We start from the raw sequence: 26,945 nt of genomic DNA on the forward strand, positions 1-26,945 counted from the left end.
GGGAGAGCCGGGTTCAGGCGGTGGTCTCGCGCGCCCACGGCAACAGGAGGTGCTCGATCGCGACCAGGACGTAGAACAGCGCGATGCTCATCGCGCCGAGCAGGACCATCGCGGCGAACGCGAGCGCGGTGTCCGCGCTCGCGCCGGACTGGACGATGACGTAGCCGAGCCCCGCCTGGGCGCCGACGAACTCACCGATCACCGCGCCGATGACGGCCAGCGAGATCGCGACCTTCAGCCCGACGAAGATCTGCGGCAGGGCGTGCGGGAAGCGCACCTGGAGGAACAGGCGCCACCAGCTCGCCCGGAGCGACCTGCTCAGCTCGACGAACTCCGCCGGGGTGGACCTCAGGCCGGTGGCCGTGGAGATCACGATGGGGAAGAAGCAGACGAGGAAGACCATCACCACCTTGGGGAGCTGGCCGAACCCCATCCACACGACCAGGATCGGCGCGACGGCCACCTTGGGCACCGCGTTCACGGCGATCAGCAGCGGGTAGACGCTCTCCTCGACGATCCGGAACGTGGCGATCAGGACCGCGATCAGCGCGCCCGCCACCACGGCGAGCGCGTACCCCTGCAGCGTCTCCACCAGCGTCACCCAGGTCTGGTCGATCAGGTAGCCGCCGTGCTCACCGAAGACGGCGAGCACGTCGGGAGGCGCGGGCAGGACGTACGGCGCGATGTCGAAGGCGACCGTGGCCAGCCACCAGGCCGCCACGGTCAGTGCCGCGCCGACCGCGGGAAGCACCCAGACCCTCATCCGGCGGTTCTCCCCGTCGGTTCCCCGGACGAGCCCGGAGCCGGCTCACCGGCCCGTTCACCGCTCTGTTCGCCGGTCCGCTCGCCGTCTTGTTCGCCGGCCCGCGCACCGGTCCGCATGTCGGTCCGCTCGCCGTCTTGTTCGCCGGTTTGCTCGCCGAGCGGTTCGGCGAGCAGCGAGCGCAGCTCCGCGCCGTACCCGGCCAGCCGCTCCGCGTGGGCGTCGCGGCCGAGGGAGCGCGGCCGGGGCACGTCGATCTCCACGATCTCCCGGACCCGGCCGGGCCGCGGGCTGAGCACCACGACCCGGTCCGCGAGCAGTACCGCCTCCTCGATGGAGTGGGTGACGAGGACGACCGTGGCGGCGCTCTCCGCCCGGATCCGCTGGAGCTCGGCGGAGAGCTCCTCGCGGGTGAGCGCGTCCAGCGCGGAGAACGGCTCGTCCATGAGCATCACCTTCGGCTCGCAGATCAGCGACCGGCACAGGGCCACCCGCTGCTGCATGCCACCCGACAGCTCGTGCGGGAGCCGCTTCTCGAACCCCTCCAGCCCGGCCACGCGCAGCAGCTCGCGCGCGCGGCCGAGATGGGCGGCCTTCGACCTGCCGAGGAACTCCACGGGCAGCAGCACGTTGCCGAGGACCGTCCGCCACGGGAGCAGGGCGGGCCGCTGGAACATGAGGCTGACATCGGGACGGGGCCCGGTCACCGGCTCTCCCGCGACCCGCACCTCCCCGCCGGTCGCCGGGATGAGACCGGCGATCAGCCGCAGGAGCGTCGACTTCCCGCAGCCCGAGCGCCCGATCACCGCCACGAACTCGTGCTCGCGCACCCGCAGGCCGATTCCCTCCAGCGCGGTCACCGGTCCGGCCCTGCCGGGGAACACGCAGGACAGATCCGATATTTCGATCATGTCAGGATCCGGGGGCCAGACCGAAGGTGACGATGTCGGAGGGCTTGAAACCGGACTGGATCACCTTCGCGTCTTCGAGGATGGTGATGACGGCGGCCACACGGCTCTCGTCCAGCGCACCCACGGGTACCCCGGCCTCCGACGGCCGTACGAAGGCGGCCATCTCCTTCAGTTCCGCGGCCGCGGTGACCGGGTTCTGGGTCGGGTGATACTTGTTCAGGATTTTTCCTGACTCGTCGGGGTTGTCGACGGCATACTCCAGCCCCTTGAGCAGGGCGTCCCGGAACCTCGTCACCACCTCGGGCTTCTCGGCCGCCATCTTCGCGGTGGTCGTGAGGATGTTGCCGTACATCTCCTTGACGTGGTCGCTGTACGGCAGGACCACGGCCTTGCGTCCCTGGGCCGCCTGCTCGATGGTCGGCCTGCCCACCACGAACTGGCCGATGGCGTCGACCTTGCCCGAGGACAGCAGCTGCGGGAGCGACGGCGGCGGCGCGGGGACGAAGGTGACCTTGGCCGGGTCGATCCCGGCGGCCTTGGCGTACGCGGGGAAGACGAGCTTCACGGCCGAGCCGGGCGGGTCGGCGATCTTCTTGCCCTCCAGGTCCTTGGGCGCGGCGATGCCCGAGCCCTCGAGGGCGATGACGGCGGTGAGCGACCGCTGCTGGATCGCCGCCACGCCGGTGACCGGCAGCTTCTGCCCCGCCAGAGTGACGATGGAGCCGGTCAGGTCGGTGATCCCGAAGTCGGCCTGGCCGCTCGCGATCAGTTTGAGGGAGTCGGCCGTGCCGCTGCCGGGTCTGATGGTGACATCGAACCCGGCGTCCCTGAAATATCCCTTCTCCAGGGCGACATAGGCGTAGGCGTCGCGCCCGAAGACGTTGAACGAGGTCAGATAGGTGATCTTCGTGGCCGCCGCGGGCGCGGACGGCGCGCCGGAGCCCGTCGCGGAGGTGCTGCCGGTGTCGGCGTTCGCACACGCGCTCGCAACCAGGAGGCATAAGGCTGCCAGCGAGCCGCGGACGATCGTCGGGATGTTCACAGGTCCCCTTCCGTTACCAGATTTGATCAAAGCGTTTTTGATCAAATCCGGCAACGGTCCGGGATGACTTTCTGTCAAATTTTCAGCGGAAACCGCGTCCCTCAGGCGACCTCGACCATCCGCTCGGCGTCGTCCATGGGGCGCAGCTCGTCGGCGTAGCTCACCGAGACGCGGCGCATCACGCCGCTGTCGCTGATGGAGTACTGGCCCAGGCGCCACAGCGGCGGCGAGTAGGCGTGGATCGAGACGCTGCCGTGCACCGCGCCGGTCAGCCGGTGGATGTGGTCGGGGCCGAAGGAGAAGGACTCGCCCTCCGAGATCACGGTCTCCAGGTGCTCGCCGCCGATGCGGGGGTTGCACTCCAGGAGCGTCCCGGCCACGACGCGGACCGCCCCGGAGGAGGTGTCGTGGTCGTGCCAGCCGGTGTCGTCCTCGGGACGCCAGCACAGCAGCCAGACGTCCACGTGGGAGTCGCGGTAGAGGGAGGCGAAGTGGCGCCCGCCCTCCTCGGGGAACTCCACCTGGTCCTGCCAGGTGGACGGGTCGGCGGCCAGATCGTTGACCAGGTCGAGGAGCTCGCGCCGGTCGAGGGCGCGGGCGGGCAGGGCCTCGTAGCTCATGTAGCTCATGAGGTCTCACCGCCGGACGGCCCGAAGCCCGCGGTGGTGACCCGCCCGGCGAGCCGGCCGGACTCGTCCGGTCCTGCGTGACCGGCGAGGCCGGCGGGCCCGGCGGCTCGGGTGCGCCGCTCGCTCACGGCTCTCTTCGCCGGGAGCGCACAGCTCTCGCGGCCCTGGTACTGGTTCACTTGCGCGACTCCTTTCCGTTCAGCAGGCGGTTCGGGTTGGTGACCGCGATGGCGTGCCAGGCGGCGTCGCCGAGCGCGGGGTCGGGTGCGGTGGCGTAGGGCCGGTCGGAGCCGCTGACCACGATGTCGACGCCGAGCTCGCGGACGATGGCGTCGATGGCGCGCGGGCCGTAGGAGGAGGTCTCCAGGAACAGGCCGGGATCGACCTGTCCCCGGCCCTCGCCGCCCCGGTTGGCCAGGCGCTCGGAGTGGAGCGGGGCCAGCCCGGCGAGCAGCGAGAAGCAGACCCGAAGGCGCGGGTGGCGGGCCCGGCCGAAGGCGGCGAAGGCGTACCACGCGGCGTGCATCTGCTGCACGTACGGCACGACGGCGGGCCACCAGCCGGGCCCCTCCGGCTCGGTGGCGGGGCCGGGGTGCACGAAGAGCGGCAGGTCGCGCTCGGTGAGCACGTCGAGCAGCGGGGCGACCCCGGCCAGGCCGACGGCGTCGCGCACGGCGGTCGCGGGCAGCTGGAGCCCGGCGAACCCCGGCCCCACGCCCCGCGCGCCGCCGTCGTCCTTCGCGTCCTTCGCGTCCTTCGCGTCGTTCTGTACGCCGTCTCGCGCGTCGAGGGTCTTGGCGAGCCTGGCGGGATCGATCTCGCTGAGGCAGGTCGCCGCCCAGGCGCCGAAGGGCGCGGGCAGCGCGAGGGCGTCCTCGTGGTAGGCGTCGATGATCGGCCAGGCGTCGTCGGGGGGCAGCGACTCGATGCCGAGCGGGCTGGACAGTGACACGAGAGCCAGGTCGAGCCCCGAGTTCAGCGCGAGGCGACCGGTGAGGTCGTGGTCGGCGGGGTCGACCTCGTAGGCGGGTTCGCCGTCCAGGTGGAGGGTCCAGCCGTCGAGCCGGGGCGCGGTCGTGCGACGTCTGAGCGCGTCCACGAACGCGGGCGTCCACAGATGCTGGTGAACGTCGACGGTCACGACGGGTCCCCTCCTTTCGCACCTTCGGGGTATTACCTACCTAGAATAGGGGTAAACGCCTTCACCTCGCCACATCCAACAGTGACACGGTTCAGTGAACCGTTTCAGTGAACCGCTTCACCTGGCTTCGTGTCAATACCTCCCGATGTCCCGCGACGCCGCCGATCGCGCGGGGAACGCGCCTTCGAAGGCCTCGGGGAATAGGCTGGTCGGATGCCCCAGCCCCGGAAACGAGCGACCATACGTGAGGTGGCGAAGGCCACCGGTCTGTCGCCCGCCGCCGTCTCGTACGCCCTGCGCGGCATGCAGGTGTCGGAGGAGACCATCGAGCGGGTGCGGCAGGCCGCGGCCGAGCTCGGCTACGAGGCCGACCCCATCGCCCGCGCCCTGGCCAGCGGCCGGACCGGGATGATCGGCCTGCTCTGCGGCTCCCTGGAGGACCTCTGGCAGCAGGCGCTGGCCGTCGGCATCGGCCGGGCGCTCAAGGACAACGACCGCTACGCCCTGATCCTGGACGCCGCGGGAGATCCGGCCAGGGAGAACACGCTCGCCAGGCAGCTCCGTGACCAGCGGGTGGACGCGCTGATCGTGCAACCGGTCGACCCCGCGGCGCCGCTCTGGGCCGACCTGTGCGAGGGACTGCCGGTGGTGTCGATCGGCGACGCCCTCGCCGGGGCGCGTACGGCGGGTGAGGTCGTCTTCGACAATCGTGCCGGGGTGACCCTCGCCCTGGAGCATCTGCGCCGGCGGGGCCACCGGCGCCTGGCCGTCCTCACCTCGACGCGGGCCAGCACCCCCGACCGGCCCGCCGACGTGCACGTCCTGGCCGAGGCCGGGCGGCTGGGCCTGGACATCGAGATGGTCACCGCCTCGCAGTCGCTGGGCACCGCCACCCAGGTCGCGGGCGAGATGCTCGACGCCGGCCACCGGGCGTTCTTCTGTTTCGCCGACTCGATCGCCTACGGCGTCTACGCGGCCTCGACCGAGCGGAAGCTGGGCATCCCGTTCGAGGTGTCCGTGATGGGCTACGACGACCACCCCATGTCGGGCCTGCTCACCCCCGGCCTGACCACGGTCGACTGGGACATCGACGGCATCGTCCGGGCCGCCGTCCGCATCGTGGTGGCGGCCGCCGACGGCAACACGCGTCGCCGCCGCATCGTCCAGGCACCCCAGCTCCGCGAGCGCGGCTCGGTCGGCTGACTCGCAGGTCTCAGGGAACGAGGCCGGGCAGGAGCCCGCGTGCCGCGTCGAGGTCGGCGTCCAGGGGACGGTCCTCCATCGCGGGATCGAGCGGCAGGTCGCAGGGCAGGCCGCGCCGCCGCAGGGCCCGTACGGAGGCCACCAGCTCGCACGCCAGGACGATCTCCAGCGGCTCGGCGGCGGCGAGCGCGGAGCGGGCCGCCTGCGGGGTGAAGCTCGCGTGGTCCTCGGTGCCCAGGGAGAGCACGGCGCCGCCCAGGGTGACCGGCGCGGCCAGGTGGCGCAGCTCGGCCAGCGCGGAGTGCGCGACGTATTCGAGGATCATGACCCCGGACAGCCCTGGACGTTCGGCCAGGAAGGGGAGCAGGCCTGTATGGGCCGGATCGTTCAGGGTGGCGAGCCTGGCGGCGCTCAGCGTCGCGGTCTGCACGAGCGCGGCCCGCAGGGCGTCGAGGGCGAGCGCGACCCGTGCCGAGTGGAAGTTGCCGTTGTGCCAGGCCCGGCCGTCGGCGATCAGCGGGTTCTCCGGAGCCGCGTTCATCTCCTCGACGATCGTCCGCTCCGCCCGGCCCAGAGCGTCGAGGACGGCTCCGTGGACCTGCGGGAAGGCGCGGTAGCCGTACGGGTCCTGGACGCGGCGCGGGCTGGTGGAGCCGACCAGCGCCCGCAGCGCGGTCGCGACCTCGGTCTGCTCGGGGCCGCGTTGCACGACGGGGGAGAGCGGTTCGAGCGAGGCCTCGATCGCCCGGAAGGAGCGGGCCGCGACCGCCGTGGCGGCGGACAGCAGGACGCCCAGGCGGTGACAGGCCAGCGCGGCGTCCGCCAGGGTCGCCGCGCCCGAGCTGATGAACGGCAGCGCGTCACCGGAGGCGAGCGCGAACCTGGGCACCGGATCTCCCGCCCGCGTCCCGGGCGGGCCGCCCTCCACGTTCTTCCCCCCTCCGTTCCCGGCTTCGGTCCCGGTGTCTTCGCCCCGCGCCCCGGTCCGTACGTCCTCGGAGGGCGAGGTCCAGGGAAGCTCGCCCAGGAGGCAGAGCGCGGTCGTGGCCAGGGCGGTCAGGTCGCCGGTACCGATGGCGCCGTAGGTGCGGATCGGCGGGGTGAGGCCGCGGTTGACGGCGGCGGCGAGCACCGGCAGGAGCGCGGGATCGACCCCCGAGCCGCCGGCGAGCAGCTGGTTGAGGCGGACCACGAGGGTGGCGCGGGCGCGGAACGTCTCGATCGCCGGTCCGGCGCCGCCCGCGTGGCTGCGGAGCAGGTCCAGGCCGGTGTCCTCGGCCGCCACGTCCTTGTTGGCGCCCACGCCGGTGGTCCGGCCGTAGACGGGCCCGTTGAGCAGGCCGGCCATCCGCCATGCCGTCTCCGCACGGCCGGTGGAGCCCAGCGCGATCCCGGAGCCGTGGGCCGCCCGGTCGACCTGCTCGCAGGTCAGGTGGACGCCGTCAAGGACGACGGTCATCGGCTCAGTCGCCGACGATCGCGTCGAGGATCAGGTCGAGCAGCCAGCTGACCAGGCCGACGACGATCGCGCCCCAGAACGCGGCCCAGAAGCCGTCGACGTGGAAGGGCAGCGAGAGCTCGCCGGCGATCCAGCTGGTCAGCAGGAGCAGCCCGGCGTTGACCACCAGGGCGAACAGGCCGAGCGTGAGGATGTAGAAGGCGCAGCCGAGCGTCGCGATGATCGGCTTCAGGACCGCGTTGACGATCCCGAAGACGAGAGCGACGGCGATGAGCGTGCCGATCTCCTTGACCGGGGTCTGTGCGGACACCGTGATGCCGTCCACGAACCGGGTCGCCGCCCACAGAGCGGCTGCTACGACCAATATTTTGATGATTACTTTCACGTTTCGGGATCCTCGCATGGATAGCTGGACGGACGGTAGGTTCGCACCCCGGATGTGGATATATACGCATAACAGGTGTTTTCCGGTCGGCCGCGTATCCACCGCTCCCTTCACCCCGGGCGGTGAGGACGCGGCGGCCGCCACGATCGCCGGGACGGTGAGCCGGCCCGGCCGCCACGGAAAGTTTCGCATCCGTGACCGTATGCGGTCATGAAAGTGGCGAGATCATGTCAGGTGCGCCGCTCCCCGCCGTGGAGAAACGCCGCCGGATGGGAAAGTCCCAGGTGAGGAGCACGAATCGCCGAGGGGACCTCATCATGTCCAACGCCCGATCATTCACCGGCCGACCGGAGAAGCCGTCCGCCGGAGTCAGGACAGCGCCCGGAACCGGAACCGAGGCCCATTCCGTCCCCAAGCCCGGCCCGCCCCCCAAACCCGGCCCCCCGCCCAAGCCCGGCCCGCCCAAGCCCGGTCCCCCTCCCCGGCCCGGCCCCGCCCCGGGAACAGGACCCGAGCCGGGAACAGGACCCGAGCCGGGAACAGGACCCGAGCCGGGAACAGGACCCGAGCCGGGAACAGGACCCGAGCCGGGAACAGGACCCGAGCCGGGAACAGGACCCGAGCCGGGAACAGGACCCGAGCCGGGAACGGGGACCACCGGTCGTACGCCGAGCGGGGAGGGACGTACGGTCTCCAGGGAGATCCGGCTCGCGTCGCGGCCCTCGGGGTGGCCGGCTCCGGAGAACTTCGAAACGGCGGAGGTCGAGCCGCCCGCCCCCGCCGAAGGGGAGATCCTCGTCCGCAACCTCTTCATGAGCGTCGACCCGTACATGCGGGGGCGCATGAACGAGGGCAAGTCCTACATCCCGCCCTTCCAGGTCGGCGAGCCCCTCGACGGCGGCGCGCTGGGTGAGGTCGTCGTGTCACGCGCGCCCGGCCTGGCGCCCGGAGACACCGTCACCCACAGATACGGCTGGCGCGAGTACGCCGTCCTCGACGCGAAGGAGGCCCGCAAGGTCGAGGAGATCCCCGGAGTACCGCTCTCCGCCTACCTGGGCGCGCTGGGCATGACCGGCCTCACCGCGTACGTGGGCCTGCTCGACATCGCCCGCTTCGAGGAGGGTGAGGCGGTGTTCGTGTCCGGCGCGGCGGGCGCGGTGGGCAGCATGGCCGGGCAGATCGCCCGGTTGAAGGGCGCCTCGCGCGTGGTGGGCAGCGCCGGGTCACGGGAGAAGGTGACCCACCTGATCAGCGACCTCGGCTTCGACGCCGCCTTCAACTACCGCGACGGCGAGATCCGCGAGCAACTCGCCAGGGCCGCCCCCGGAGGGATCGACGTCTACTTCGACAACGTCGGCGGCGAGCACCTGGAGGCGGCCATCGACGAGCTGAGGACGTACGGCAGGGCCGCGATGTGCGGGTCGATCTCCTCCTACAACGCCACCGAGCCGGTCCCCGGCCCGAGAAACATGGGCCTGACCGTGGGAAAGCGGCTCACCCTGCGCGGATTCATCGTGTTCGACCACCAGGCGCGCCTGCCCGACATGATCGCCGAGGTGGGCGCCTGGCTCCGAGAGGGCAAGATCACCTTCACCGAGACCGTGGTCGACGGCCTGGAGAACGCCCCGCGGGCGTTCATCGACATGCTCCGCGGGGCCAACACCGGAAAGATGCTGGTCCGGCTGGTGCCCTGACGGTGCATACCGTCAATTGCGCATGATGGCCATATTCTCGGGGCAGAAGGGGCGTGAGGGGGTGGGTCTGTTGGAAACGGACGAGCTTGAGTCGCTGTCGGCCCAGGAACTGCATGATCGCGCGGTCCACTACGCCGTGCACCACGGAGATCTCGGCTTCCTGTGGGAGCTGCTCACGTTGATTCCCGCGGCGGAGGCGTCCGCGGGGAACGAGGACCAGACGACCAACGACCTCAGCCGGGTCTCGGCCCTGCTCAGCGACGCGATGGCCTCGGGCCACGGGGAACTGGGCGAGGCACTGCGGCCGTTCTACATCGATTACCTGTCCAAACATCCAGAGGCCTGAGGCCGGCCTCGTTCTCGGCCTCACCCGGGCGTTCCTCCCTTCGCGGGCCTCTGTAGGGTGATCCGCAGATTCAGGGGGAGGAACGCCATGGCACAGGTGAGAGTGGAACGGACCGACGACGGGTTCGTGGCGCGCAACGATCGCGGAGCCGAGGTCGCCATGGGCGGCGGTGACGAGCAGGGGGTGTTCACCCCGGTCGAGCTGCTGCTCGCGGCGCTCGGCGGCTGCAACATCGTCACCGTGGAGCCGCTGACGGCCCAGCGCGGCCATCGGATGACCCGCCTGGCGATGACCGTCCAGGCGGAGAAGGTCGAGTCGTCCAAACTGGGGACGATCACCATCACCTACGACGTGGAGCTGCCCGAGGGGGACGAGAAGGCCGCCGAGGTCCTCCGTGCCGTGGCCCACCGCGTCGAGGAGAAGTACTGCACGGTGAGCCGGGCTCTGAGGGACAACATGGAGATCAACCTCGAACTTCCCTGACGGTCCCCACCGGGCGGCCCGCTGACGGCGCTTCGGTGATACCGGGTCAAGGTTGGGTGTAGGCGCAAAATCAACCTTTGGATGACGCGCCCGTTACATTTGGCTAGGTAGTGTTGTTGCAGGTCGAGGGGTCTGCGAAGCCCGGGGGGAGCGTTGCAGAGACTTTTCACCGGATAAGAACGCGAGGGGGATCGCGTTCCTGAGCGGAGCCGCCGAAGTCTTGGGGGAGACGACGGCAAAGCCCGCGAAGAGGCCGGGGCCGGACAGTTGGGGGACTGTCCGGCCCCGAGCCTGTGGAGGGCCGGACGGCGTCCGGCCGGTCCGGTTTCTCCAGGAAACGGACCGGGGCCTGCCGGGATCAACCGGGGTGCGAGCGCGCTGAAGCTGCTGCTAGAGTTACCTCCGTTGCAAGCGCCGCTAGCTCAGTTGGTTAGAGCAGCTGACTCTTAATCAGCGGGTCCGGGGTTCGAGTCCCTGGCGGCGCACAACAATCCAGACCAGCGCGTTCCCGATCACATCGCGGGACGCGCTGGTCTGTTTTTCACCCCGGTCCGTACCGGTTTTCACCCCGGTCCGTACCGGGCCGATCGGCCGATGACCGGTGTCGAGCGCGCCCCGAGCACCGGTTTCGGCCCGGTCAGTCGATGTGGTGGTCGGATCTCACCCTCCGGGCCTCCGCGCCGTCCTCGGAGACCAGTTCCTGGGGCGGCTCCGCGGTCACCTCGTAATCGCTGCGCAGTGTCCGCAGGCGGCCGATGAGATTCTGCACCGTGTGGATCGGCAGGGCCTCCACGTAGCTGCCGACGTCTCCGCCGATGTAGTCGGGGACCGGCATCTTGGCGATCTCGCGGATCATGCGGATCATGGCGACGTTCTCCCGGCCGAGGATGGCGATCTCGGCTTCGAGCTCGAGCACCACGCGCCTGCGGTCGGCGTTGATCCGGACCCCGTCCATCTCGTCCTCGGCCTGCACGATCATGCGTTCCGCGTCGAGCCTCTCCACACGCAGGTCCAGGGCGGCCTGCCGCTGGAGTTCCTCGTTGAGCACCGGGTCGTCGGCCTCGAACGATTCCAGGTTGGTGGCTATCGCGATGACACCCCTGGCCTCCAGGGCCTTGCGGACCTGAGAGGCGAGCTCAACGCGGGCCTTGGCCCATTTCTGCATGAACTCCCCGACATTGCTCGCCGCCGCCATCCCGCTGAAGTAGGAGACGACGGCGGAGCCCAGCACCTTCTCGACGAAACGCTGCACCGGGAGCGGGTCGTGCACCAGGCCGCCCAGCCCGGAGTGGTCGGTGCCGCCGGAAGCGCTGACCAGCCGAGGCGCCGCCTCCTCCGGGATCTTCAACGTCTGGCTCAGTTTCACCCGTACCCTGTGCCCCTGGATGGTGACCGTGATCTGTTCCAGCTCGGCGTCGTAGTTTCTGGCCTCGGAGTCGCCCTTGACCTTCCATTCCAGGATCAGCTCCCTCGTCGGGATCAGCACCACCCGCACGAACCACGGGTTGAGCGCGCAGCGCATGCCCTCGCCGAGGGTCTCCTCCTGTACGCCGAAGGTTCCTCCCCGCTCGAGGAACACCCACGGACGCCGGAAGCCGTGGTGGCCCATCACGCGCGGCCCCACCGTGTCCTCTCCCCGCCGGGCGGGTGCGGCGCCTTCGAGGGTCACGACCACGCCCGTGTAGCCGACGGGGATGGCGATCTCGTGGAGGTGCGCGGGGGTCAGGCCGTCCCGGGAACTCTCGTGGTTGTCCACGGTGATCACCTGGAACAGCGCGGGATTGATGTCGTAGTAGGTGCCGCCGGGCAGGATGGCGAGCTGCCTGCCCTGCTCTCCGTGCCCGTCCAGGAACGCCTGGCCGTCCTGGAAGTTGTCGCAGTCGACGTGCCGCCCGAACGACTGGTCCGGCGGGCGGACCCGGCCCGCGTTCGCGATCACCAACCCCACCGTGCCCGGCGGTACGTAGGTGCACGGCGCCAGGGTGACCGTGAACAGGTCGGTGTTGATGTAGTAGGACTGACCCCCGGTCAGCACGTCCACCTGAGGGCCCTGCTCGCCGTCGCCGCACAGGAACGCCTGACCGTCCTGGAAGTCGTCGCAGTCGACCCGGCGGCCCAGCCGCCGCTCCCGCGGTCGTTTCGCGCCCGCATGCGCCTCGACCAGGCCGATCATCCCCGCGGGGACGTGCGTCCAGGGCACGGACTCCACCGTGTAGACCCACGGCAGCAGCCAGCTCGGTGAGTCGGGAGGCAGCGTGCGGGCCTGCGGGCCGCGCATGTCGTACGGCGTGATCTTGGGGTGTTTCCGGTCCCGGCGCCCGATCCTGCGGCGCACGAGGCCGACGTGGTCGGGTTCCACCACCACGCGGCCCGCCCACCAGATGTAAGCGCCGATCACCGATAACACCAGGAGAACGAGGAGTATCGCCATCACCGTGTGCCCTCCCAGGCGCGAGACCTCAGGTGGACCGCCAGCACGGTCTCGGCCCACTGGTCGTACCAGTCCACGTATCGTTCGTTCTGCGGGTTGCGCAGGGTCGGGAAGAAGCCGATCCGCCCGCCGCCCCGCTCCGCGAAGCCGCGGTAGTCGCCCGGTGCGGCGCCGTCCTCGGGGTCGCACCAGCCGCACTCGGTCGCCAGCTCCAGGAACTCCGAGTAGGTCCCGCGGCGCACCCGCGCCAGGCTCGACTGCACCGCGAACCCCTGCCGCCCGTGGCAGCGTTCCGCCCACACCGCGTCGACCCCCGCCAGCAGTTCCGACGACAGCCCGCCGCCGTCCTTCTCACGCATCCAGCCCTCGGCCGAGCGGCCCGCCGCCTCCAGCAGGAGGTCGGTGGTGAGCAGGTCCGCGTACCCGAGCTCACCCTCGGCGAGGTAGGCGTCGAGTCGGTGGAGCGAGACCGCGCCGGGGACCCGTACGGCCCGCGCGGTGGGCCGGGCCGGCGGGGTGGGAAACACCTCCACCGGGTTCAGGGGGCTGCCCGCCGCGTCGGCCTCGTGCAGCCTGGCCAGCATGGCCAGCTCTTCCCCGCCGAGGAGCCGGCCGTCGCGGGCGTCGACGTACCACGTGGCGGCCAGGTGGTAGTTGCGGCCGCCCAGCAGAAGGATCGGAAAGAACGTCCGCCCGTACGCCCGGGCCTCCAGGATCATGCGGGTGATGTCGTCGGACTCCTGGGACTGCGGGGACATCAGCACGATCACCGCGATGGCGTGCCGCAGCTGCCGCCGGATCACCCAGAACTCCTCGTCGCCCGGCCGGAGATCGCTCAGTGACCAGACCGGGAGCCCCGCCGCATGGAGCTGGGCCGCGAGCCGCCGCCCGTACTCCGCGTCGGCCGCCACGTAGCAGATCACGATCCGGTGCCGGTCGGGTTCGGTGACGGGCCGTGGACGCGACGGGAGCCCCGCCCACAGGTTCTCCCACGGCACGGGGCCGCCGACCTCCGGTTCCAGTCCCAGGACGGCGGCGGCGAGCTCGGCGACCTTTTCCTCGTAGCGGCGCCCGCTCACGTCGCGGAAGTCCCGCCAGACCCGGTTCTCGGTGGACGGCGCGAGGGGCAGCTCGCCGATCAGGACCGGGATGAAGCGCAGGCCGCGCGTGGCCGACGCCCGCGCCAGCGCCGCGTACTCCTCGAGCGCCCTGGGCGAGGCGGCGGACGCGGGACTGACGATCGCGATCCCGTTGCGCGACTCGCGAATGGCCGCGTCGACCTTGTGCACGACCACGTCTCCGGGAAGGAGGCTCCACTCGTCGAAGAAGATCTTCACCCCGTGGCGGGCGAGCCGTTCGGCCAGCTTTCCGGCCCATTCGGCGTCCTCGCGGGCGTAGGAGATGAAAACGTCGATCAATTGACGACCCTCCTCTGCGAGGAAATCTGCGACCACGGACCGCCTTACGAAGATTACTGGTGAAAGGTAGCGGTCGGATACTGTTTTCCAGGAGGTAAGCCATCGATCCAGGTAGTGGGGCTTTGCCACCTTTCCGGTTATCGTGAAAATTTTCGCTTTCGTCGCATTTGACCATATAAGCGGCTTATTTCGGCCCGGGAAGGATGATCCTCTGGGCCTCTGGACTCCTTGCCCTCTGCCAGGCGAGGAGCATGATCTGGGCACCGCCCGCGTCCGGGGCGTCCCGCGTGCCGGAGCAGGCCGGAATCATCACCCCGGCCGATGAATTGTTCGGTCGGAAACGGGCTGACGCCACGCTATTGGTGATTCTCGTGAAATTCGCCGAGTGAGATCCCCTCGCATGTTCGATGCCGGGGAAGGGTCGCCGGCCTTCGGAAGACCCGGAGGTAGATCTGGTCGAATGAGCCCAAAAGGGCGCGTACCGGATCAGCCGGACCAGCCGGCCGGGTTCGAGAACGACTCGCGGGAGATGCCCGACCCGGTCTTCGGAAAGGCTCCGTGGCGCTCGCGGTGCAGGTGGGCGAAGAAGTAACACATCTCCTCGCACTCGGCGTCCAGCACCGCCTTCTTCGGGTCTTCTGCCACCGCGGTGTAGAAGTCGTGGCCCAGCGCGACGATGAAGCCGCGTGCGTAGAGGAAACCGTCATCGGAACCGTCGGTGACCGCGTGGATGTCCGCGCGGTCGATGTCGTGGAGCCTCCTCTCGACCACCCGATCAAGATCTGCCAACTCGTCCGCAGGCAACCCCTCGCTGACGGCGGCGAGGTTACCCAGAAACCTCTCCAGAGCGGCTTCGACCACGGCGAGCGGTGGCTTGCCGTGGAGGTCCTCGCCGGGTACGGGCGTCCTATGCGCCAGCGCACGTCGTGCCTGATCGACCTCCACCCCCAACGGCGCCCAGGCCGCCTCCACCAGGTCCCAGAAACGTTTCTCGTCCCCCACGGGGAGCCGCTGACCGTTCACGTCCGTCGCCACCTCTCATGACCGACCCGGTGATCTGTGCCGCTCACACAACCAGACGACACCGACAATCGGCTCAGCCTGGGCGATGGCGAGCCTGAGCCGGTATCGCTCTCACGGACGCGTGGCGATGGTCGGATCGGCCGGCCACCTGTACCGCGGTCATGCCGTGAGCCGTCGAGGAGCCCGGTCACGGGCGCGACCGGGCTCCTGTTCCAGATCAGCGGATGGTCCGGATCATTGGATCCTCACCGGGCGGTAGGCGCGGAACTGGGTGCCGGTGGTGAGGCCGTGTTTGACGACGCGGTGGTCGGTGCCGTAGCCGGAGCGCTGCTGGTAGGCCCAGTAGGAGGTGCGTCCGGCGTCGGCCCACCGGTCGAAGATGACGACCTGTCGTGCGGTGTTGCCGCCGATGGGGTCGATGACGAGGTCGCCCTGGAGCAGGTCGGTCATCTTGATGGGGCGGGTGTGGGCGCTGGTGGCCAGGGCGGTGGTGATCGGTCCGGGTTTGGCCAGGCCGAGGGTCATGGAGACGTAGCCGGAGCCGTCGGTCCGGTAGCCGCCGTGCTTCTTGGTCTGGCTGTAGGGGACGCGTTGCGCGGTGGCGGGCTTCCAGGTCTTGGCCCGGGCGATCACCTGGGCGCGGGGCACGCCGGGTTCGGACCACAGCGACGAGACGATCAGCTGTCCGTCCGCCGCCTGGGGCTGGTACCGCTCCGGATACTTCGACACCTGCACGCGCTGGCAGACGTCACCCACCACCGCCGTCCGCCAGGACCCGTCGGGATACTTGCGGAGCATCTTGTCGAGGAACGCGCCGGTCGCCCAGGGCACGTCCAGCCGCTGGGCGGCGCTGCCCCAGGTGGCCCGCTGCTGGAACACGCCCAGGCTGTCGTGGTCCACCTCCCGGTTGATGTTCCGCACGCCCGTCTCGACGATGGCCGTGGTGATCGCGATCACCGCCGCCTCCCGGGGGAGCCCGCGGGCGCGGACCGCCGCGACCACCGCCCGGGCGCAGGAGACGCGGTAGCCGTCCAGGTGACCGCGCATCTTCATCGCGAGCCGGCCGTTGAGCGTGGCGGCCAGTTCCGTGTCGCCCGCCGTCACCCCGCCGCTGTCGCAGGGCGCGGTCGGCAGGGGGGCGGCCGCTGCCGCGGGTGCGCCGAGGACGCTCACTCCCATGGCCATCGCGAGGAGGAGCGCTCCCGCGATCCCTGCGGATCCGTCCAGACGTGCCGATCCGTCCAGACCTGCTGATTCGTTCAGACCTGCCGGTCCACCCGGGCCTGCCGATGTGCCCGGATGGGCCGGACCGGCCGGTCCGGCACAGGGCCGTGACCGGTGCACTAGCGAATCCTCACCGGGCGGTAGGCGCGGAACTGGGTGCCGGTGGTGAGGCCGTGTTTGACGACGCGGTGGTCGGTGCCGTAGCCGGAGCGCTGCTGGTAGGCCCAGTAGGAGGTGCGTCCGGCGTCGGCCCACCGGTCGAAGATGACGACCTGTCGTGCGGTGTTGCCGCCGATGGGGTCGATGACGAGGTCGCCCTGGAGCAGGTCGGTCATCTTGATGGGGCGGGTGTGGGCGCTGGTGGCCAGGGCGGTGGTGATCGGTCCGGGTTTGGCCAGGCCGAGGGTCATGGAGACGTAGCCGGAGCCGTCGGTCCGGTAGCCGCCGTGCTTCTTGGTCTGGCTGTAGGGGACGCGTTGCGCGGTGGCGGGCTTCCAGGTCTTGGCCCGGGCGATCACCTGGGCGCGGGTGACCGTGGTGGGCGCCGGTGGCGCGTCCTCGCGGATGTTCAGCGCCCGGTACGCCTTGTACTCGCTCTTCGCCGCCAGCCCGTAGTTGCGCGTCCGGTAGTCCGTCCCGTAACCGCCGCGCTGCTCGTAGGCCCAGTACGAGGTGCGTCCGGAGTTGGCCCACCGGTCGAAGATGACGACGTGCCGGGTGGTGTTGCTGCCGATGGCGTCGATGACCAGATCGCCCCTGAGCAGCTGGGACATCTTGATGGGACGGGTGTAGGCGCTCTTGGCCAGCCCGACGGTGATCTGTCCGGGCTTGCCGAGGCCGAGTGCCATGGAGGCGTAGCCGGAGCAGTCGGTCCGGTAGCCGCCGTGCTTCTTGGTCTGGCTGTAGGGGACGCGCTGCGCGGTGCCGGGCTTCCAGGCCTTGGCCCGGGCGATCATCTGCGAGCGGGTGACCGGGGCCGCGGCGGCCAGCGTCTGCGCCTCCTCCTCATCCGGCTCCGCGGACGTCTCGGTCTCGTCCTCCGGCGCGGCCGGCGGCGGCGTCGTCGTGGGAGTGGGAGTAGGGGTGGGGGTGGGTGCCGGCGTCGTGGTCGCCTTCGCCAGCGGGTCGGTGAGAGTGCTCGCCGCCTGCGCGGACGCCGCCGGAGCCAGGCCGCCTCCGCAGGCGAGCACCGTGATGAGCGCCAGGTTTCCCGCCGTGATCCAGGAGCTTCGGTTCGAGGGCATGTGCTCTCCTTGTCCCTGCCATTGATCGTTCGGTTGGCGGGACACACGCTGGCAGGAAATTCCTGAAACACATCGTGAAATTGGGGAAGTTGGGACAATAGTTCCCAGTGTGACGATATGACCTGCGATGACTCAGGCCGCTGGGACAAGGTTGGGACGAATCACCGTGGTGAATGGGATCGAGAACACGAGCCGGAGCCGGCGACAGCGCCCGCTGCCCGACGATCTGCCCGAGCCGACCCGCGTTCTCCTGCGGGAGCTGAGGGCTCTCAAGGAACGGGCGGGGCTCGATCTGCGGGCGCTGGAGCAGGCCACCCACGCGAGCCGATCGTCCTGGGGGCGGTGGCTCGCCGGGGACACGTGGATTCCCCTCGACGCCGTGGAAGGGCTCGCCCGGCTGTGCCGGGAGGACGAGAGCCGGTTCCGTGAACTGTGGGAGGCGGCCGAACAGGCACGGCGGATGGCGGGCGTCCCGGAGGCGGGCGAGCGGATCCGGGAGGCGACCGCGAAGGTCTCAGAAGACGAGGGAAACATCGAGGTCTCCGAAGGAGAGCGGAACGCCGAGCTCTCCGGAGGAGGGGACGCGGAACCCCCGCCAGGGGAGGGGGCCGAGGACGGGGAGGAGGGAGAGCCCGGCACGCCCGCGCCGCGCCGGTGGGCGAGCCGCCCGCGGCGGCGATTCCTGATCGGGACCGCGCTGGGCCTGTCCGTCGGCGTGGCCGCCGGTGTGGTGCTCGGCGGATCGGCTCTCGAAAGCCGGGCGGGCGATGGCGCAGGGCCGGCGAGGCCGGTCTCCGGCGGTGTCGCGGGCGGTGTCACCGGAGCGGCGAAACCGGCCGTCGACCGGGCCGGGATGATCGGCCGTGCCAGGAGCTGGCATCCGGCCACCGCGCGGCGCGTGCCCTACAGCCAGTTCAAGACGTACGGCGGCTACCGGACCGACGGCTCCGGCTACGTTTCCATGACGCTCGGGCTCCCGAAGCCGGGCCCCAACACGATCAGCCTGGCCTCATCGAACTTCAGCCGGCGTATCAAGATGACCGAGCTGCTCCAGGGGGATCTCGTCATCGACCCGGTGGGCGGCAACACCGCCCGCGCGGTCGTCATCTTCGACCGGTGGGCCGACGCCGAACGCACCTCCTACTGGGCCTACCAGCAGCGCTCCGGCTACGGCACCGACCACCGCGTCGTCGAACACGGGCTGAAGCCGGGCGACCAGTTCCGGGCCCACCGGCCGGTCAACCTCGGGAACGACGTTCCCGCCCTTGAGGCCTCCGCGCCGGACTGACCCGGTCGGCGCGTCGTCCCCGGCCCGGAGCGCGCCGCTTCGCCGGGCCCTTCCTCGTCGTGATCCGAAGTCGTGATCCGAAGTCGTGATCCGAAGTCGTGATCCGAAGTCACGGTCCGGGTTCTGCTCCGGGGTCCTGCTGCGAGCCCGTGGTCCGGAGCGGAGCGAACAGGCGTGTCGGCCACCGGCGATTTCACGATCATGAAGAGAGCGCTCCCTGGCAAAGGATGATTGCGTTCACGTTTCCTGTCAACGGCAGGTCCCGCCCGGTCCGCCGGCGGACGGCGCGAAACCGGGAAAACGTTTCCTCGAAGAGATTCCGATTCGACCAGGTCAGCGGCGCCTGGCACGGTACAACATGCCATCAGGGAACGTTCCCTGAAATGTGCCGGTGTTCGTCCGCGGTGTGCGAGCTGTTTCCTTCAGGTTAAACAGCCCCTTGACAACGATTGTCGAGCAAGAGCAATCTCGGGTTGGGAGAGCGCTCCCTCAGCTTTTTTCTCGGTGTCCCCGCCAGGGATTCCGAACCACCGTCCCGAGACCCTGACCACCGGTTTCACCCCCCACAGAGACCTGGAGTCTCGCCCATGGCCTCGCTCCGCCGATGGTTACCACCCCTGACCGCTCTCCTCACCCTCACAGCCCTCCTGCACCCGCTCCCGGCCACCGCCGCGGCCCCGGCGGCCACCTCGGCTTCGGCCGTGGCGAGCGCGGCCGCCCCGCCCGTCGACCCCACCAAGTTCCAGCAGGTCACGCTGGCCAAGGGGGTCGCCGAGGTGGGAGAGCCCATGACGATGGCGGTGCTGCCCGACCGCTCCGTCCTGCACACCGCCCGTGACGGCACGGTCCGGATCACCGACGCCGCCGGGAACACCAAGGTGTCGGGCAAGCTCTCCGTCTACTTCAACGACGAGGAGGGCATGCAGGGCATCGGCGTCGACCCCGGCTTCGCCACGAACCGGTTCGTCTACCTCTACTACGCGCCGCCGCTGTCGACGCCGCCGAACGGCTCCCCGCCCGACGGCACCCCGGCGGAGTTCGCGCGTTTCGACGGCGTCAACCGGCTCTCGCGCTTCAGGCTGAACACCGACGGCACCCTCGACCTCGCGAGCGAGAAGAGCGTCCTGGAGGTGAGGGCGAGCCGCGGCGCCTGCTGCCACGTCGGCGGCGACATCGACTTCGACGCCGCGGGCAACCTCTACCTGACCACCGGTGACGACAGCGAGCCCGGGTTCAACGACGGTTACGCCCCCCTGGACGACAGGCCGAACCGCAACCCCGCGCTCGACGCGCAGCGCGGCGCGGCCAACACCAACGACCTGCGCGGCAAGGTGCTCCGGATCAAGGTCAACGCCGACGGGTCGTACTCGATCCCGGCCGGCAACATGTTCGCCCCGGGGACCGCGAACACCCGCCCGGAGATCTACGCGATGGGCTTCCGCAACCCGTTCCGGATGAGCGTCGACAAGGCGACCGGCGTCGTCTACCTCGGCGACTACGGCCCCGACGCCGGCACCGCCGGTCCCCGCGGGCCCGGCGGCCAGGTCGAGTTCAACCGGATCACCGGGCCCGGCTTCTTCGGCTGGCCGTACTGCACCGGCAACAACACCCCGGCCGAGACCTACGCCCGCTACGACTACGACACCTCGACGATCGGCGCGAAGTACGACTGCGCGGGCGGTCCCGAGAACACCTCGCGCAAGAACACCGGCCTGGTCAAGCTGCCCGCGGCCAAGCCCGCCTGGATCACCTACGACGGCTGCACCCTGGTTCCGGAGTTCGGCTGCGGCGCCGAGTCGCCGATGGGCGGCGTCGTCTACCGCTACTCCGCCGCGCTGAACTCGCCGGTCAAGTTCCCGCAGTCGCTCGACGGGCACTTCCTCGCCGGTGAGCTCCAGCGTCAGTGGATCAAGGACATCGAGGTCAACGCGAACGGCACCCGGGGCACCATCCAGCCCTTCCCCTGGTCGGGCAAGCTGGTGATGGACATGGCGTTCGGCCCCGACGGCGCCCTCTACGTGCTCGACTACGGCACCGGCTGGTTCAACGGCAACCAGGACTCGGCGCTGTACCGCATCGAGCACATCGGCGCCGGTGGGCGGGCGCCCATCGCCAGGGCGACCTCCGACAAGGTCTCCGGGAAGGCGCCGCTGACCGTGGCGTTCTCCTCGGCGGGCAGTTCCGACCCGGACGGCGACGCGCTCACCTACTCCTGGGCGTTCGGCGACGGCGGCACCTCCACCGCGGCCAACCCCACCCACACCTACACCACCGACGGCAGGCGGATCGTCACGCTGACCGTGCGGGACGGCACCGGCAACACCGCGACGGCCAACGTCGAGATCAACGTCGGCAACACCGCGCCCGTCGTGAGGATCGACCTCCCGCTCAACGGGCAGGTGTTCGGCTTCAGCGACGCCGTGCCGTACCGGATCACGGTGACCGACGCGGAGGACACGACGATCGACTGCGCGAAGGTGAAGATGACCTACATCCTCGGTCACGACACCCACGGGCACCCGATGGCCACCGCCAACGGCTGCTCGGGCACGATCCAGACGCCCGGCAACGGCGAGCACGACGGGGCCGCCAACCTGTTCGGGGTCTGGGACGCCGAGTACACCGACGCGGGCGGGCTCACCACCCACACCCAGCACGTCACCCAGCCGAGGAACCGGCAGGCCGAGCACTACACCACCTCCCAGGGGGTGGTCCAGTACGACAAGCCGACCGCGCACGGGGCGAAGACCGTGGGCAGCATCGAGAACGGCGACTGGATCTCCTTCGACCCCTACGTCCTGAGCGGCGCCACCAGGCTCACCGCCCGGGTCTCCTCCGGCGGGGTCGGCGGGACGATCCAGGCCAGGGCGGGGTCGGCGACCGGGACCCTGCTGGGCACCGCCACCGTGGCACCGACCGGCGGGTGGGAGACGTTCGTCGACGTCTCCGCCACCCTGACGAACGCCCCGGCGGGAACCACCAGGCTCTTCCTGGTCTTCGCCGGGGGGACGGGCCCGCTGTTCGACGTGGACGACTTCACCCTGACCACCGGGACGGGCCCGCCCACCGGCACGCTGCTGTCGGCGGGGCGCCCGGTCACCGCGTCCTCGACGGAGAACGCCGCCTCGGCGGGGTCCAACGCGGTGGACGGCAACCTCGGCACCCGCTGGTCGTCGGCGTTCTCCGATCCGCAGTGGATCTCGGTGGACCTGGGCACGGCCAGGCAGGTGAACCGGGTGAGGCTGCAGTGGGAGGCCGCGTACGGCACGGCGTACCGGATCGATACCTCGACCAATGGCACGACCTGGACGCAGGCGCACGCCACGACCGCCGGTGACGGCGGCGTGGACGACGTGAGCCTCACCGCGACCAGTGCTCGATACGTGCGGGTGTACGGCACCCAGCGCGCGACCGCGTACGGCTACTCCCTCTGGGAAATGGAGGTCTACGGTGCGTAATGTCATCGCGGTTGTCACCGCGTTGTTCGTCGTCATGATCGGTCTGGGTGCTCCGGCCCTGGCAGCCGATCCGGCATACAAGGTTCTGGTCTTCTCCAAGACGGCCGGGTTCCGGCACGACGCCATCCCCGCGGGCATCACCGCGCTGCGCGGGCTGGCGACCGAGAACGGCTTCACCGTCGACGCCACCGAGGACGCCGGCGCCTTCACCACGGCCAACCTGGCCCAGTACCGGGCGGTCGTCTTCCTGCTGACCACCGGCGACGTGCTCAACGCCACGCAGCAGACGGCGTTCGAGTCCTACATCGCCGGCGGCGGCGGATACGTGGGCGTCCACGCCGCGGCCGACACCGAGTACGACTGGCCCTGGTACGGCAACCTCGTGGGCGCCTACTTCGCCTCCCACCCCGCCATCCAGCAGGTGACCGTACGGGTGGAGGACCGCACGCACCCCTCGACGGCCCACCTCCCGGCGAACTGGGTGCGCACCGACGAGCTGTACAACTACCGCACCAACCCCCGCTCCACCGCCCACGTGCTCGCCACGCTGGACGAGTCGACCTACTCCGGCGGGTCGATGGGGGCCGACCACCCGATCTCCTGGTGCAAGGCCTACCAGGGCGGCCGGTCCTGGTACACCGGCCTGGGCCACACCATCGCGTCCTACACCGAGCCGAACTTCCGGGCGCACCTGTACGGCGGGCTCCGCTACGCGGCCGGGGTCGTCTCGGGCGACTGCGGGACCACCCCGAACCCGACGCCCACCCCGACGCCCACCCCCACGCCGAGCCCGGGTGTCGTGCTGCTGTCGTCCGGGCGTCCGGTCACGACCTCCTCCACGGAGAACGGGGCGTTCGTCGGGAGCAACGCGGTGGACGGCAACGGCGGCACCCGCTGGTCGTCGGCGTTCTCGGACCCGCAGTGGATCTCGGTGGACCTGGGCACGGCCAGGCAGGTCAGCCGGGTGAGGCTGCAGTGGGAGGCCGCGTACGGCAGGGCGTACCGGATCGAGACCTCGGCCAACGGCACGACCTGGACGCAGGCGCACGCCACGACCGCCGGTGACGGCGGCGTGGACGACGTGAGCTTCACCGCGACGAGCGCCCGCTACGTGCGGGTGTACGGCACCCAGCGCGCGACCCCGTACGGCTATTCCCTGTGGGAGCTGGAGGTCTACGGCAGATAGGTCGCCGGGGCCGCGAAGGCGGGCCCCGAGGTCTCCCGCTCTTTCCTGGACGAGAATCCCAGGCCGGTCCACCGGCCTGGGATTCTCGTCGTTTCCGGGCGGTCGCCACCGGGGCGCGGCCCCGGGGATTCCTCATGCCGTCCCCGGGAGGACGGGAGCGCGGCGTGGGGCGCGGCACATCGCCGACCCGCGACCGGACGACAAGCCCGTTATGGCACTCGACCAGGCCGGTACGTCGGTGACCTGCTGTACGGACGACAGACCGTGCGGGCGATCTGTCTTCAGGCCTTGCACGTCTCTCGTGATTTCGGAAGACCCGGGCTCGCTCTGACCACATCAGGTCACAGCGAAAAGCTGGCGAGGATTGACGTTGACTCAGGTCCGGCTATCACCCAGATTTCGGGCATTCCTGTTTTTCGGGGGATGTACGGAGGTTGCAATGAAACGTGCGAGATTAGCCATTCTCGCAATCGCGGTCCTGCTCCTCGGCTTGGTCGTGAGCACACCCGCGGCGGCGATACCCGATCCACCCGCCGGCGACGACGGAGTACACGTCTACGTCGGCGAGCTCACCGCGCAGCAGCTGGACGCGCTGCTGAAGTCGGGTGTCGAGCGCGAGGAAATTCGCATCACCAAGTCCGCGGACGGCAAGAAGGTCAACGTCGAGGCGATCCTCGGCGCGGCACAGGCGGAGCAGCTCCGCAAGGCGGGCCTCGGCCTGAAGATCCAGCAGTCCGCGGCGGCGAGCAGGCAGGCGGCCAAGGGGGACGGCGTCTTCAAGCCGTACAGCGGCGCCGGAGGCATCCGCGAGCAGATCGTCGACGCGGCGAACGCCAAGCCGAACATCGCCAAGGTCGTCGACTTCGGCACCACCGTCAAGGGGCAGCCGCTCACCGCGATCAAGGTGACCAAGAACGCGCGGCAGCTCAAGGACGGGGCGCGCAAGGCCGTGCTCTACATGTCCGCCCAGCACGCCCGTGAGTGGATCACCCCGGAGATGACCCGCAGGCTCCTGCTCCACTATCTGAACGGCTACGGCACCAACCCCGAGATCACCAAGCTGGTCGACACCGTCGAGCTCTGGTTCATCCCGGTCGCCAACCCTGACGGTTACGACCACAGCTTCACCGGAGACAACCGCCTCTGGCGCAAGAACCTTCGCGACAACAACGGCGACGGCCAGCTCACCAGCGCCGACGGCGTCGACCTGAACCGTAACTTCGCCTACAAGTGGGGCTACGACAACGAGGGCTCCTCCGACAACCCGGCCAGCCAGACCTACCGGGGCCCGAGCGCGCAGTCGGAGCCCGAGACCAAGGCCGTCGACAACCTCGCCGGGCGGGTCGACTTCACCTACATCCTCAACTACCACTCGGCCGCGCAGCTGCTGCTGTACGGCATCGGCTGGCAGCAGGCCACCCCCTCTCCCGACGACCTCATCTTCGAGGCGCTGCTCGGCGACGACGCGACGCCCGCCGTACCCGGTTACGACCCCGACATCGGCGCCGAGCTCTACACGACCAACGGCGAGACCGACGGTCACATGACCAACAAGCACGACGCGCTGACGATCACGCCGGAGATGACCACCTGTGAGGTGGCGGTCGAGAGCGTCCCGGACGACGAGTGGACGCTCGCCGACTGCGCGGGCGGCTCGGGTTTCACCTTCCCCGACAGTGAGGCCCTGATCCAGGCGGAGTTCGCCAAGAACGTCCCGCTCGCGGTCGACCTCGCCAAGTCCGTGAAGAACCCCGACAACCCGGTCTCCCCGGTGAACTGCACGGTCCCCGACTTCCGGCCCGACAGCTTCACCGTCTCGTACGGCGACCCGCAGCCGGTGGCCGTGACCATGCGACGCTCCCTGCTGACCAAGCAGCTGCGCTTCCGGATCAACGGCGGCCCCGTGCGCCTGCGCGGCCTCAGCGAGTGGAACGGCGGCGAGCGGTACGGCGACGAGAACGACCTGTACTTCGCCGAGTACCGCTCCAAGGTGGAGGGCGCCAAACCGGGCGACAAGGTCGAGGTCTGGTTCACCGGCTACAAACCCGGCACCGGGACCGTGGAGAGCGAGCACTTCACGTACAAGCTGGAGAAGAAGTCCAAGGCCAAGGTGCTCGTCGTGGCGAACGAGGACTACACCGGCTTCAACCCGGACTACCCGGCGTCGGTGACCGCGCCGAAGTACGCGGCGCAGTACCGGCAGGCGCTGCAGACCGCCGGATACTCCTCGGAGACGTGGGACGTCGACGCCCAGGGCGTGCCGCACCACCTCGGGGTGCTCGGCCACTTCAAGGCGGTGGCCTGGTACCTCGGTGACGACCGGCTCGCGATGGACGCCCAGGACGTGGAGACCGAGACCCCGTTCGGCCCGCTTCCCGACATGGACGTCAAGCGGCAGCAGCAGGACCTGACCGTCTCGGTCCGCGACTACCTCAACGAGGGAGGCAAGCTGCTCTACACCGGGGAGACCGCCGCGTACTTCGGCTTCTTCGGCACCAGCCTCGGCGGCATCTACTACGGCCTGGACGGCGCGCCGGACTCCGACTGCGTCATCACCAGTCAGGACGGCTTCTTCGAGGAGTGCCTCATCCTCGCCGACGACTTCGCCCAGTACTACCTCGGTGTCTACGGCCGCAACCCGCGCGTCGGGCCGACCGGCTTCACCGGCACCGGTCCCGGGTTGAACGGCACGAGCGGCACCTTCGGCGGCCCGGCGGTCGCCGACAACCCGCTGGACGAGGCCGGCACCCTGCAGGTGACCAGCGACACGCTGCCACCCGCGCAGTTCCCGCAGTTCAAGAGCTCGGCCGCGGCCGACTACATCGGGGCGACCGGTCCGTTCGACCCGGTCGAGGGCGACTGGTACGTGGCGGGCCCGCACACCGACGACGCGTACAAGAGGCTGACGCGCACGATCGACCTGGCGGCGGTCCCCGCCGCGCAGCAGCCCAAGCTCCAGTTCCAGCTCTCGTACAACACCGAGCAGGGCTACGACAACGTCATCGTCGAGGCGCACACGGTCGGCCAGGACAACTGGACGACCCTGCCCGACCTCAACGGCGGCACCGCCACCGACGTCCCGACCGAGTGCGAGGCCGGCTTCCTGCTGGACGAGCACCCGTGGCTGCTGCGCTACCTGACCCCGGGCAACCCCTGCACGCCGACCGGGACGAGCGGTTCCTGGAACGCCTTCACCGGCAGCTCCGGCGGCTGGCAGCAGGTGGCCTTCGACCTGTCCGCGTACGCGGGCCAGCAGGTCGAGGTGTCGATCAGCTACGTGACCGACCCCGGCACCGGCGGCGTCGGCGCGTTCGTGGACGACACCAGGATCACCACCACCGGCGGCCAGCTCGCCGCCGAGGGCTTCGAGTCCGGTCTCGGCGCCTGGGCGATCCCCGGACCGCCCCCGGGCAGCCCGGCGAACGCCGGTGACTTCACCAGGGCCCAGGCCGACAAGACGGCGGCCGTCTCGACGAAGGACTCCGTGTTCCTCGGCTTCGGCCTGGAGCAGGTGGCCAGCCCCGCCGAGCGCGCCGCGACCATCAAGAAGATCATGAAGCACCTGATCGGGTAGCCGGGTCGTCCCACCGGTAACCCTGACCCGATCGTGAGGCCGG

At 70.1% G+C, this 26,945-nt stretch carries 22 protein-coding genes and 1 tRNA gene; 10 read left to right on the top strand and 13 right to left on the bottom strand.

The window, feature by feature from the left end; all coding sequences use genetic code 11:
* Positions 1-13 precede the first annotated feature (13 nt).
* From ACVCAG_RS04700 to ACVCAG_RS04725, 6 genes are all read right to left on the bottom strand, one after another.
* Complete coding sequence (locus ACVCAG_RS04700) at positions 14-763, bottom strand: ABC transporter permease (RefSeq protein WP_447189494.1); 750 nt, start codon at positions 761-763, stop codon at positions 14-16.
* Positions 760-1,674 (bottom strand): ABC transporter ATP-binding protein, encoded by a 915-nt coding sequence (locus ACVCAG_RS04705; RefSeq protein ID WP_447189495.1) that lies wholly within the window; start codon positions 1,672-1,674, stop codon positions 760-762. The genes ACVCAG_RS04700 and ACVCAG_RS04705 overlap by 4 nt, the downstream gene beginning before the upstream one ends.
* Before the next feature lies 1 nt (position 1,675).
* On the bottom strand, positions 1,676-2,716 hold the full coding sequence (locus ACVCAG_RS04710; RefSeq protein WP_440081704.1) for an ABC transporter substrate-binding protein: 1,041 nt from the start codon (positions 2,714-2,716) through the stop codon (positions 1,676-1,678).
* Between the two features lie 101 nt (positions 2,717-2,817).
* A complete protein-coding gene (locus ACVCAG_RS04715; protein ID WP_440081703.1) occupies positions 2,818-3,345 on the bottom strand; it encodes a cysteine dioxygenase in 528 nt (175 codons plus the stop codon).
* Entirely contained in the window at positions 3,342-3,524 is a 183-nt protein-coding gene (locus tag ACVCAG_RS04720; RefSeq protein WP_447189496.1) for a hypothetical protein, read from the bottom strand. The genes ACVCAG_RS04715 and ACVCAG_RS04720 overlap by 4 nt, the downstream gene beginning before the upstream one ends.
* A complete protein-coding gene (locus ACVCAG_RS04725) occupies positions 3,521-4,486 on the bottom strand; it encodes an amidohydrolase (RefSeq protein WP_447189497.1) in 966 nt (321 codons plus the stop codon). The genes ACVCAG_RS04720 and ACVCAG_RS04725 overlap by 4 nt, the downstream gene beginning before the upstream one ends.
* Positions 4,487-4,699: 213 nt before the next feature.
* Between ACVCAG_RS04725 and ACVCAG_RS04730 the strand changes: the two genes are divergently transcribed.
* Positions 4,700-5,689, top strand: coding sequence for a substrate-binding domain-containing protein (locus ACVCAG_RS04730; RefSeq protein ID WP_440081701.1), 990 nt, complete (start codon positions 4,700-4,702; stop codon positions 5,687-5,689).
* A gap of 10 nt (positions 5,690-5,699) precedes the next feature.
* On the opposite strand, the gene ACVCAG_RS04735 is transcribed toward ACVCAG_RS04730, so the two are convergent.
* Together ACVCAG_RS04735 and ACVCAG_RS04740 are read right to left on the bottom strand one after the other, a co-directional pair.
* The gene (locus ACVCAG_RS04735; protein ID WP_447189498.1) at positions 5,700-7,148 is read right to left on the bottom strand and encodes an aromatic amino acid lyase; all 1,449 of its coding nucleotides are present in this window, start codon (positions 7,146-7,148) and stop codon (positions 5,700-5,702) included.
* Between the two features lie 4 nt (positions 7,149-7,152).
* Positions 7,153-7,533 carry a phage holin family protein gene (locus ACVCAG_RS04740; RefSeq protein ID WP_440072369.1) on the bottom strand — a complete coding sequence of 127 codons (381 nt, stop codon included), beginning with the start codon at positions 7,531-7,533 and terminating at the stop codon, positions 7,153-7,155.
* Between the two features lie 701 nt (positions 7,534-8,234).
* Here ACVCAG_RS04740 and ACVCAG_RS04745 point away from each other — a divergent pair.
* The 4 genes from ACVCAG_RS04745 (at position 8,235) to ACVCAG_RS04760 (ending at position 10,541) form a co-directional block, all read left to right on the top strand.
* On the top strand, positions 8,235-9,227 hold the full coding sequence (locus ACVCAG_RS04745; RefSeq protein WP_447189533.1) for an NADP-dependent oxidoreductase: 993 nt from the start codon (positions 8,235-8,237) through the stop codon (positions 9,225-9,227).
* A 61-nt stretch (positions 9,228-9,288) separates the two neighbouring features.
* Positions 9,289-9,573, top strand: a complete 285-nt coding sequence (locus ACVCAG_RS04750; protein WP_440072370.1) for a hypothetical protein — start codon at positions 9,289-9,291, stop codon at positions 9,571-9,573.
* An 87-nt stretch (positions 9,574-9,660) separates the two neighbouring features.
* Positions 9,661-10,056, top strand: coding sequence for an OsmC family protein (locus ACVCAG_RS04755; RefSeq protein WP_440081698.1), 396 nt, complete (start codon positions 9,661-9,663; stop codon positions 10,054-10,056).
* A gap of 411 nt (positions 10,057-10,467) precedes the next feature.
* Positions 10,468-10,541, top strand: a tRNA-Lys gene (locus ACVCAG_RS04760).
* 152 nt (positions 10,542-10,693) lie between these two features.
* Here ACVCAG_RS04760 and ACVCAG_RS04765 read toward each other — a convergent pair.
* Both ACVCAG_RS04765 and ACVCAG_RS04770 read right to left on the bottom strand, forming a co-directional pair.
* Entirely contained in the window at positions 10,694-12,487 is a 1,794-nt protein-coding gene (locus ACVCAG_RS04765) for an SPFH domain-containing protein (RefSeq protein ID WP_440081696.1), read from the bottom strand.
* Complete coding sequence (locus ACVCAG_RS04770) at positions 12,487-13,905, bottom strand: TIR domain-containing protein (protein ID WP_440081695.1); 1,419 nt, start codon at positions 13,903-13,905, stop codon at positions 12,487-12,489. The genes ACVCAG_RS04765 and ACVCAG_RS04770 overlap by 1 nt, the downstream gene beginning before the upstream one ends.
* A gap of 251 nt (positions 13,906-14,156) precedes the next feature.
* Between ACVCAG_RS04770 and ACVCAG_RS04775 the strand changes: the two genes are divergently transcribed.
* Entirely contained in the window at positions 14,157-14,294 is a 138-nt protein-coding gene (locus tag ACVCAG_RS04775) for a hypothetical protein (RefSeq protein ID WP_447189499.1), read from the top strand.
* 97 nt (positions 14,295-14,391) lie between these two features.
* On the opposite strand, the gene ACVCAG_RS04780 is transcribed toward ACVCAG_RS04775, so the two are convergent.
* From ACVCAG_RS04780 to ACVCAG_RS04790, 3 genes are all read right to left on the bottom strand, one after another.
* A complete protein-coding gene (locus tag ACVCAG_RS04780) occupies positions 14,392-14,928 on the bottom strand; it encodes a DUF4240 domain-containing protein (RefSeq protein ID WP_447189500.1) in 537 nt (178 codons plus the stop codon).
* A gap of 234 nt (positions 14,929-15,162) precedes the next feature.
* Positions 15,163-16,113, bottom strand: a complete 951-nt coding sequence (locus tag ACVCAG_RS04785) for a hypothetical protein (RefSeq protein ID WP_440081691.1) — start codon at positions 16,111-16,113, stop codon at positions 15,163-15,165.
* A 158-nt stretch (positions 16,114-16,271) separates the two neighbouring features.
* On the bottom strand, positions 16,272-17,396 hold the full coding sequence (locus ACVCAG_RS04790) for a hypothetical protein (RefSeq protein ID WP_447189501.1): 1,125 nt from the start codon (positions 17,394-17,396) through the stop codon (positions 16,272-16,274).
* A 166-nt stretch (positions 17,397-17,562) separates the two neighbouring features.
* On the opposite strand from ACVCAG_RS04790, the gene ACVCAG_RS04795 reads away from it, so the two are divergent.
* The 4 genes from ACVCAG_RS04795 to ACVCAG_RS04810 all read left to right on the top strand — a co-directional run bounded on the left by ACVCAG_RS04795 (position 17,563) and on the right by ACVCAG_RS04810 (position 26,902).
* Positions 17,563-18,684, top strand: coding sequence for a helix-turn-helix domain-containing protein (locus tag ACVCAG_RS04795; RefSeq protein ID WP_440081689.1), 1,122 nt, complete (start codon positions 17,563-17,565; stop codon positions 18,682-18,684).
* Positions 18,685-19,385: 701 nt separating this feature from the next.
* Positions 19,386-22,142 carry a PQQ-dependent sugar dehydrogenase gene (locus ACVCAG_RS04800; protein ID WP_447189502.1) on the top strand — a complete coding sequence of 919 codons (2,757 nt, stop codon included), beginning with the start codon at positions 19,386-19,388 and terminating at the stop codon, positions 22,140-22,142.
* Positions 22,135-23,328 (top strand): ThuA domain-containing protein, encoded by a 1,194-nt coding sequence (locus ACVCAG_RS04805; protein ID WP_447189503.1) that lies wholly within the window; start codon positions 22,135-22,137, stop codon positions 23,326-23,328. The genes ACVCAG_RS04800 and ACVCAG_RS04805 overlap by 8 nt, the downstream gene beginning before the upstream one ends.
* A gap of 496 nt (positions 23,329-23,824) precedes the next feature.
* Complete coding sequence (locus ACVCAG_RS04810) at positions 23,825-26,902, top strand: M14 family zinc carboxypeptidase (RefSeq protein ID WP_447189504.1); 3,078 nt, start codon at positions 23,825-23,827, stop codon at positions 26,900-26,902.
* Positions 26,903-26,945: the final 43 nt, after the last annotated feature.

This window comes from Streptosporangium sp. G12 (genome assembly GCF_052983175.1).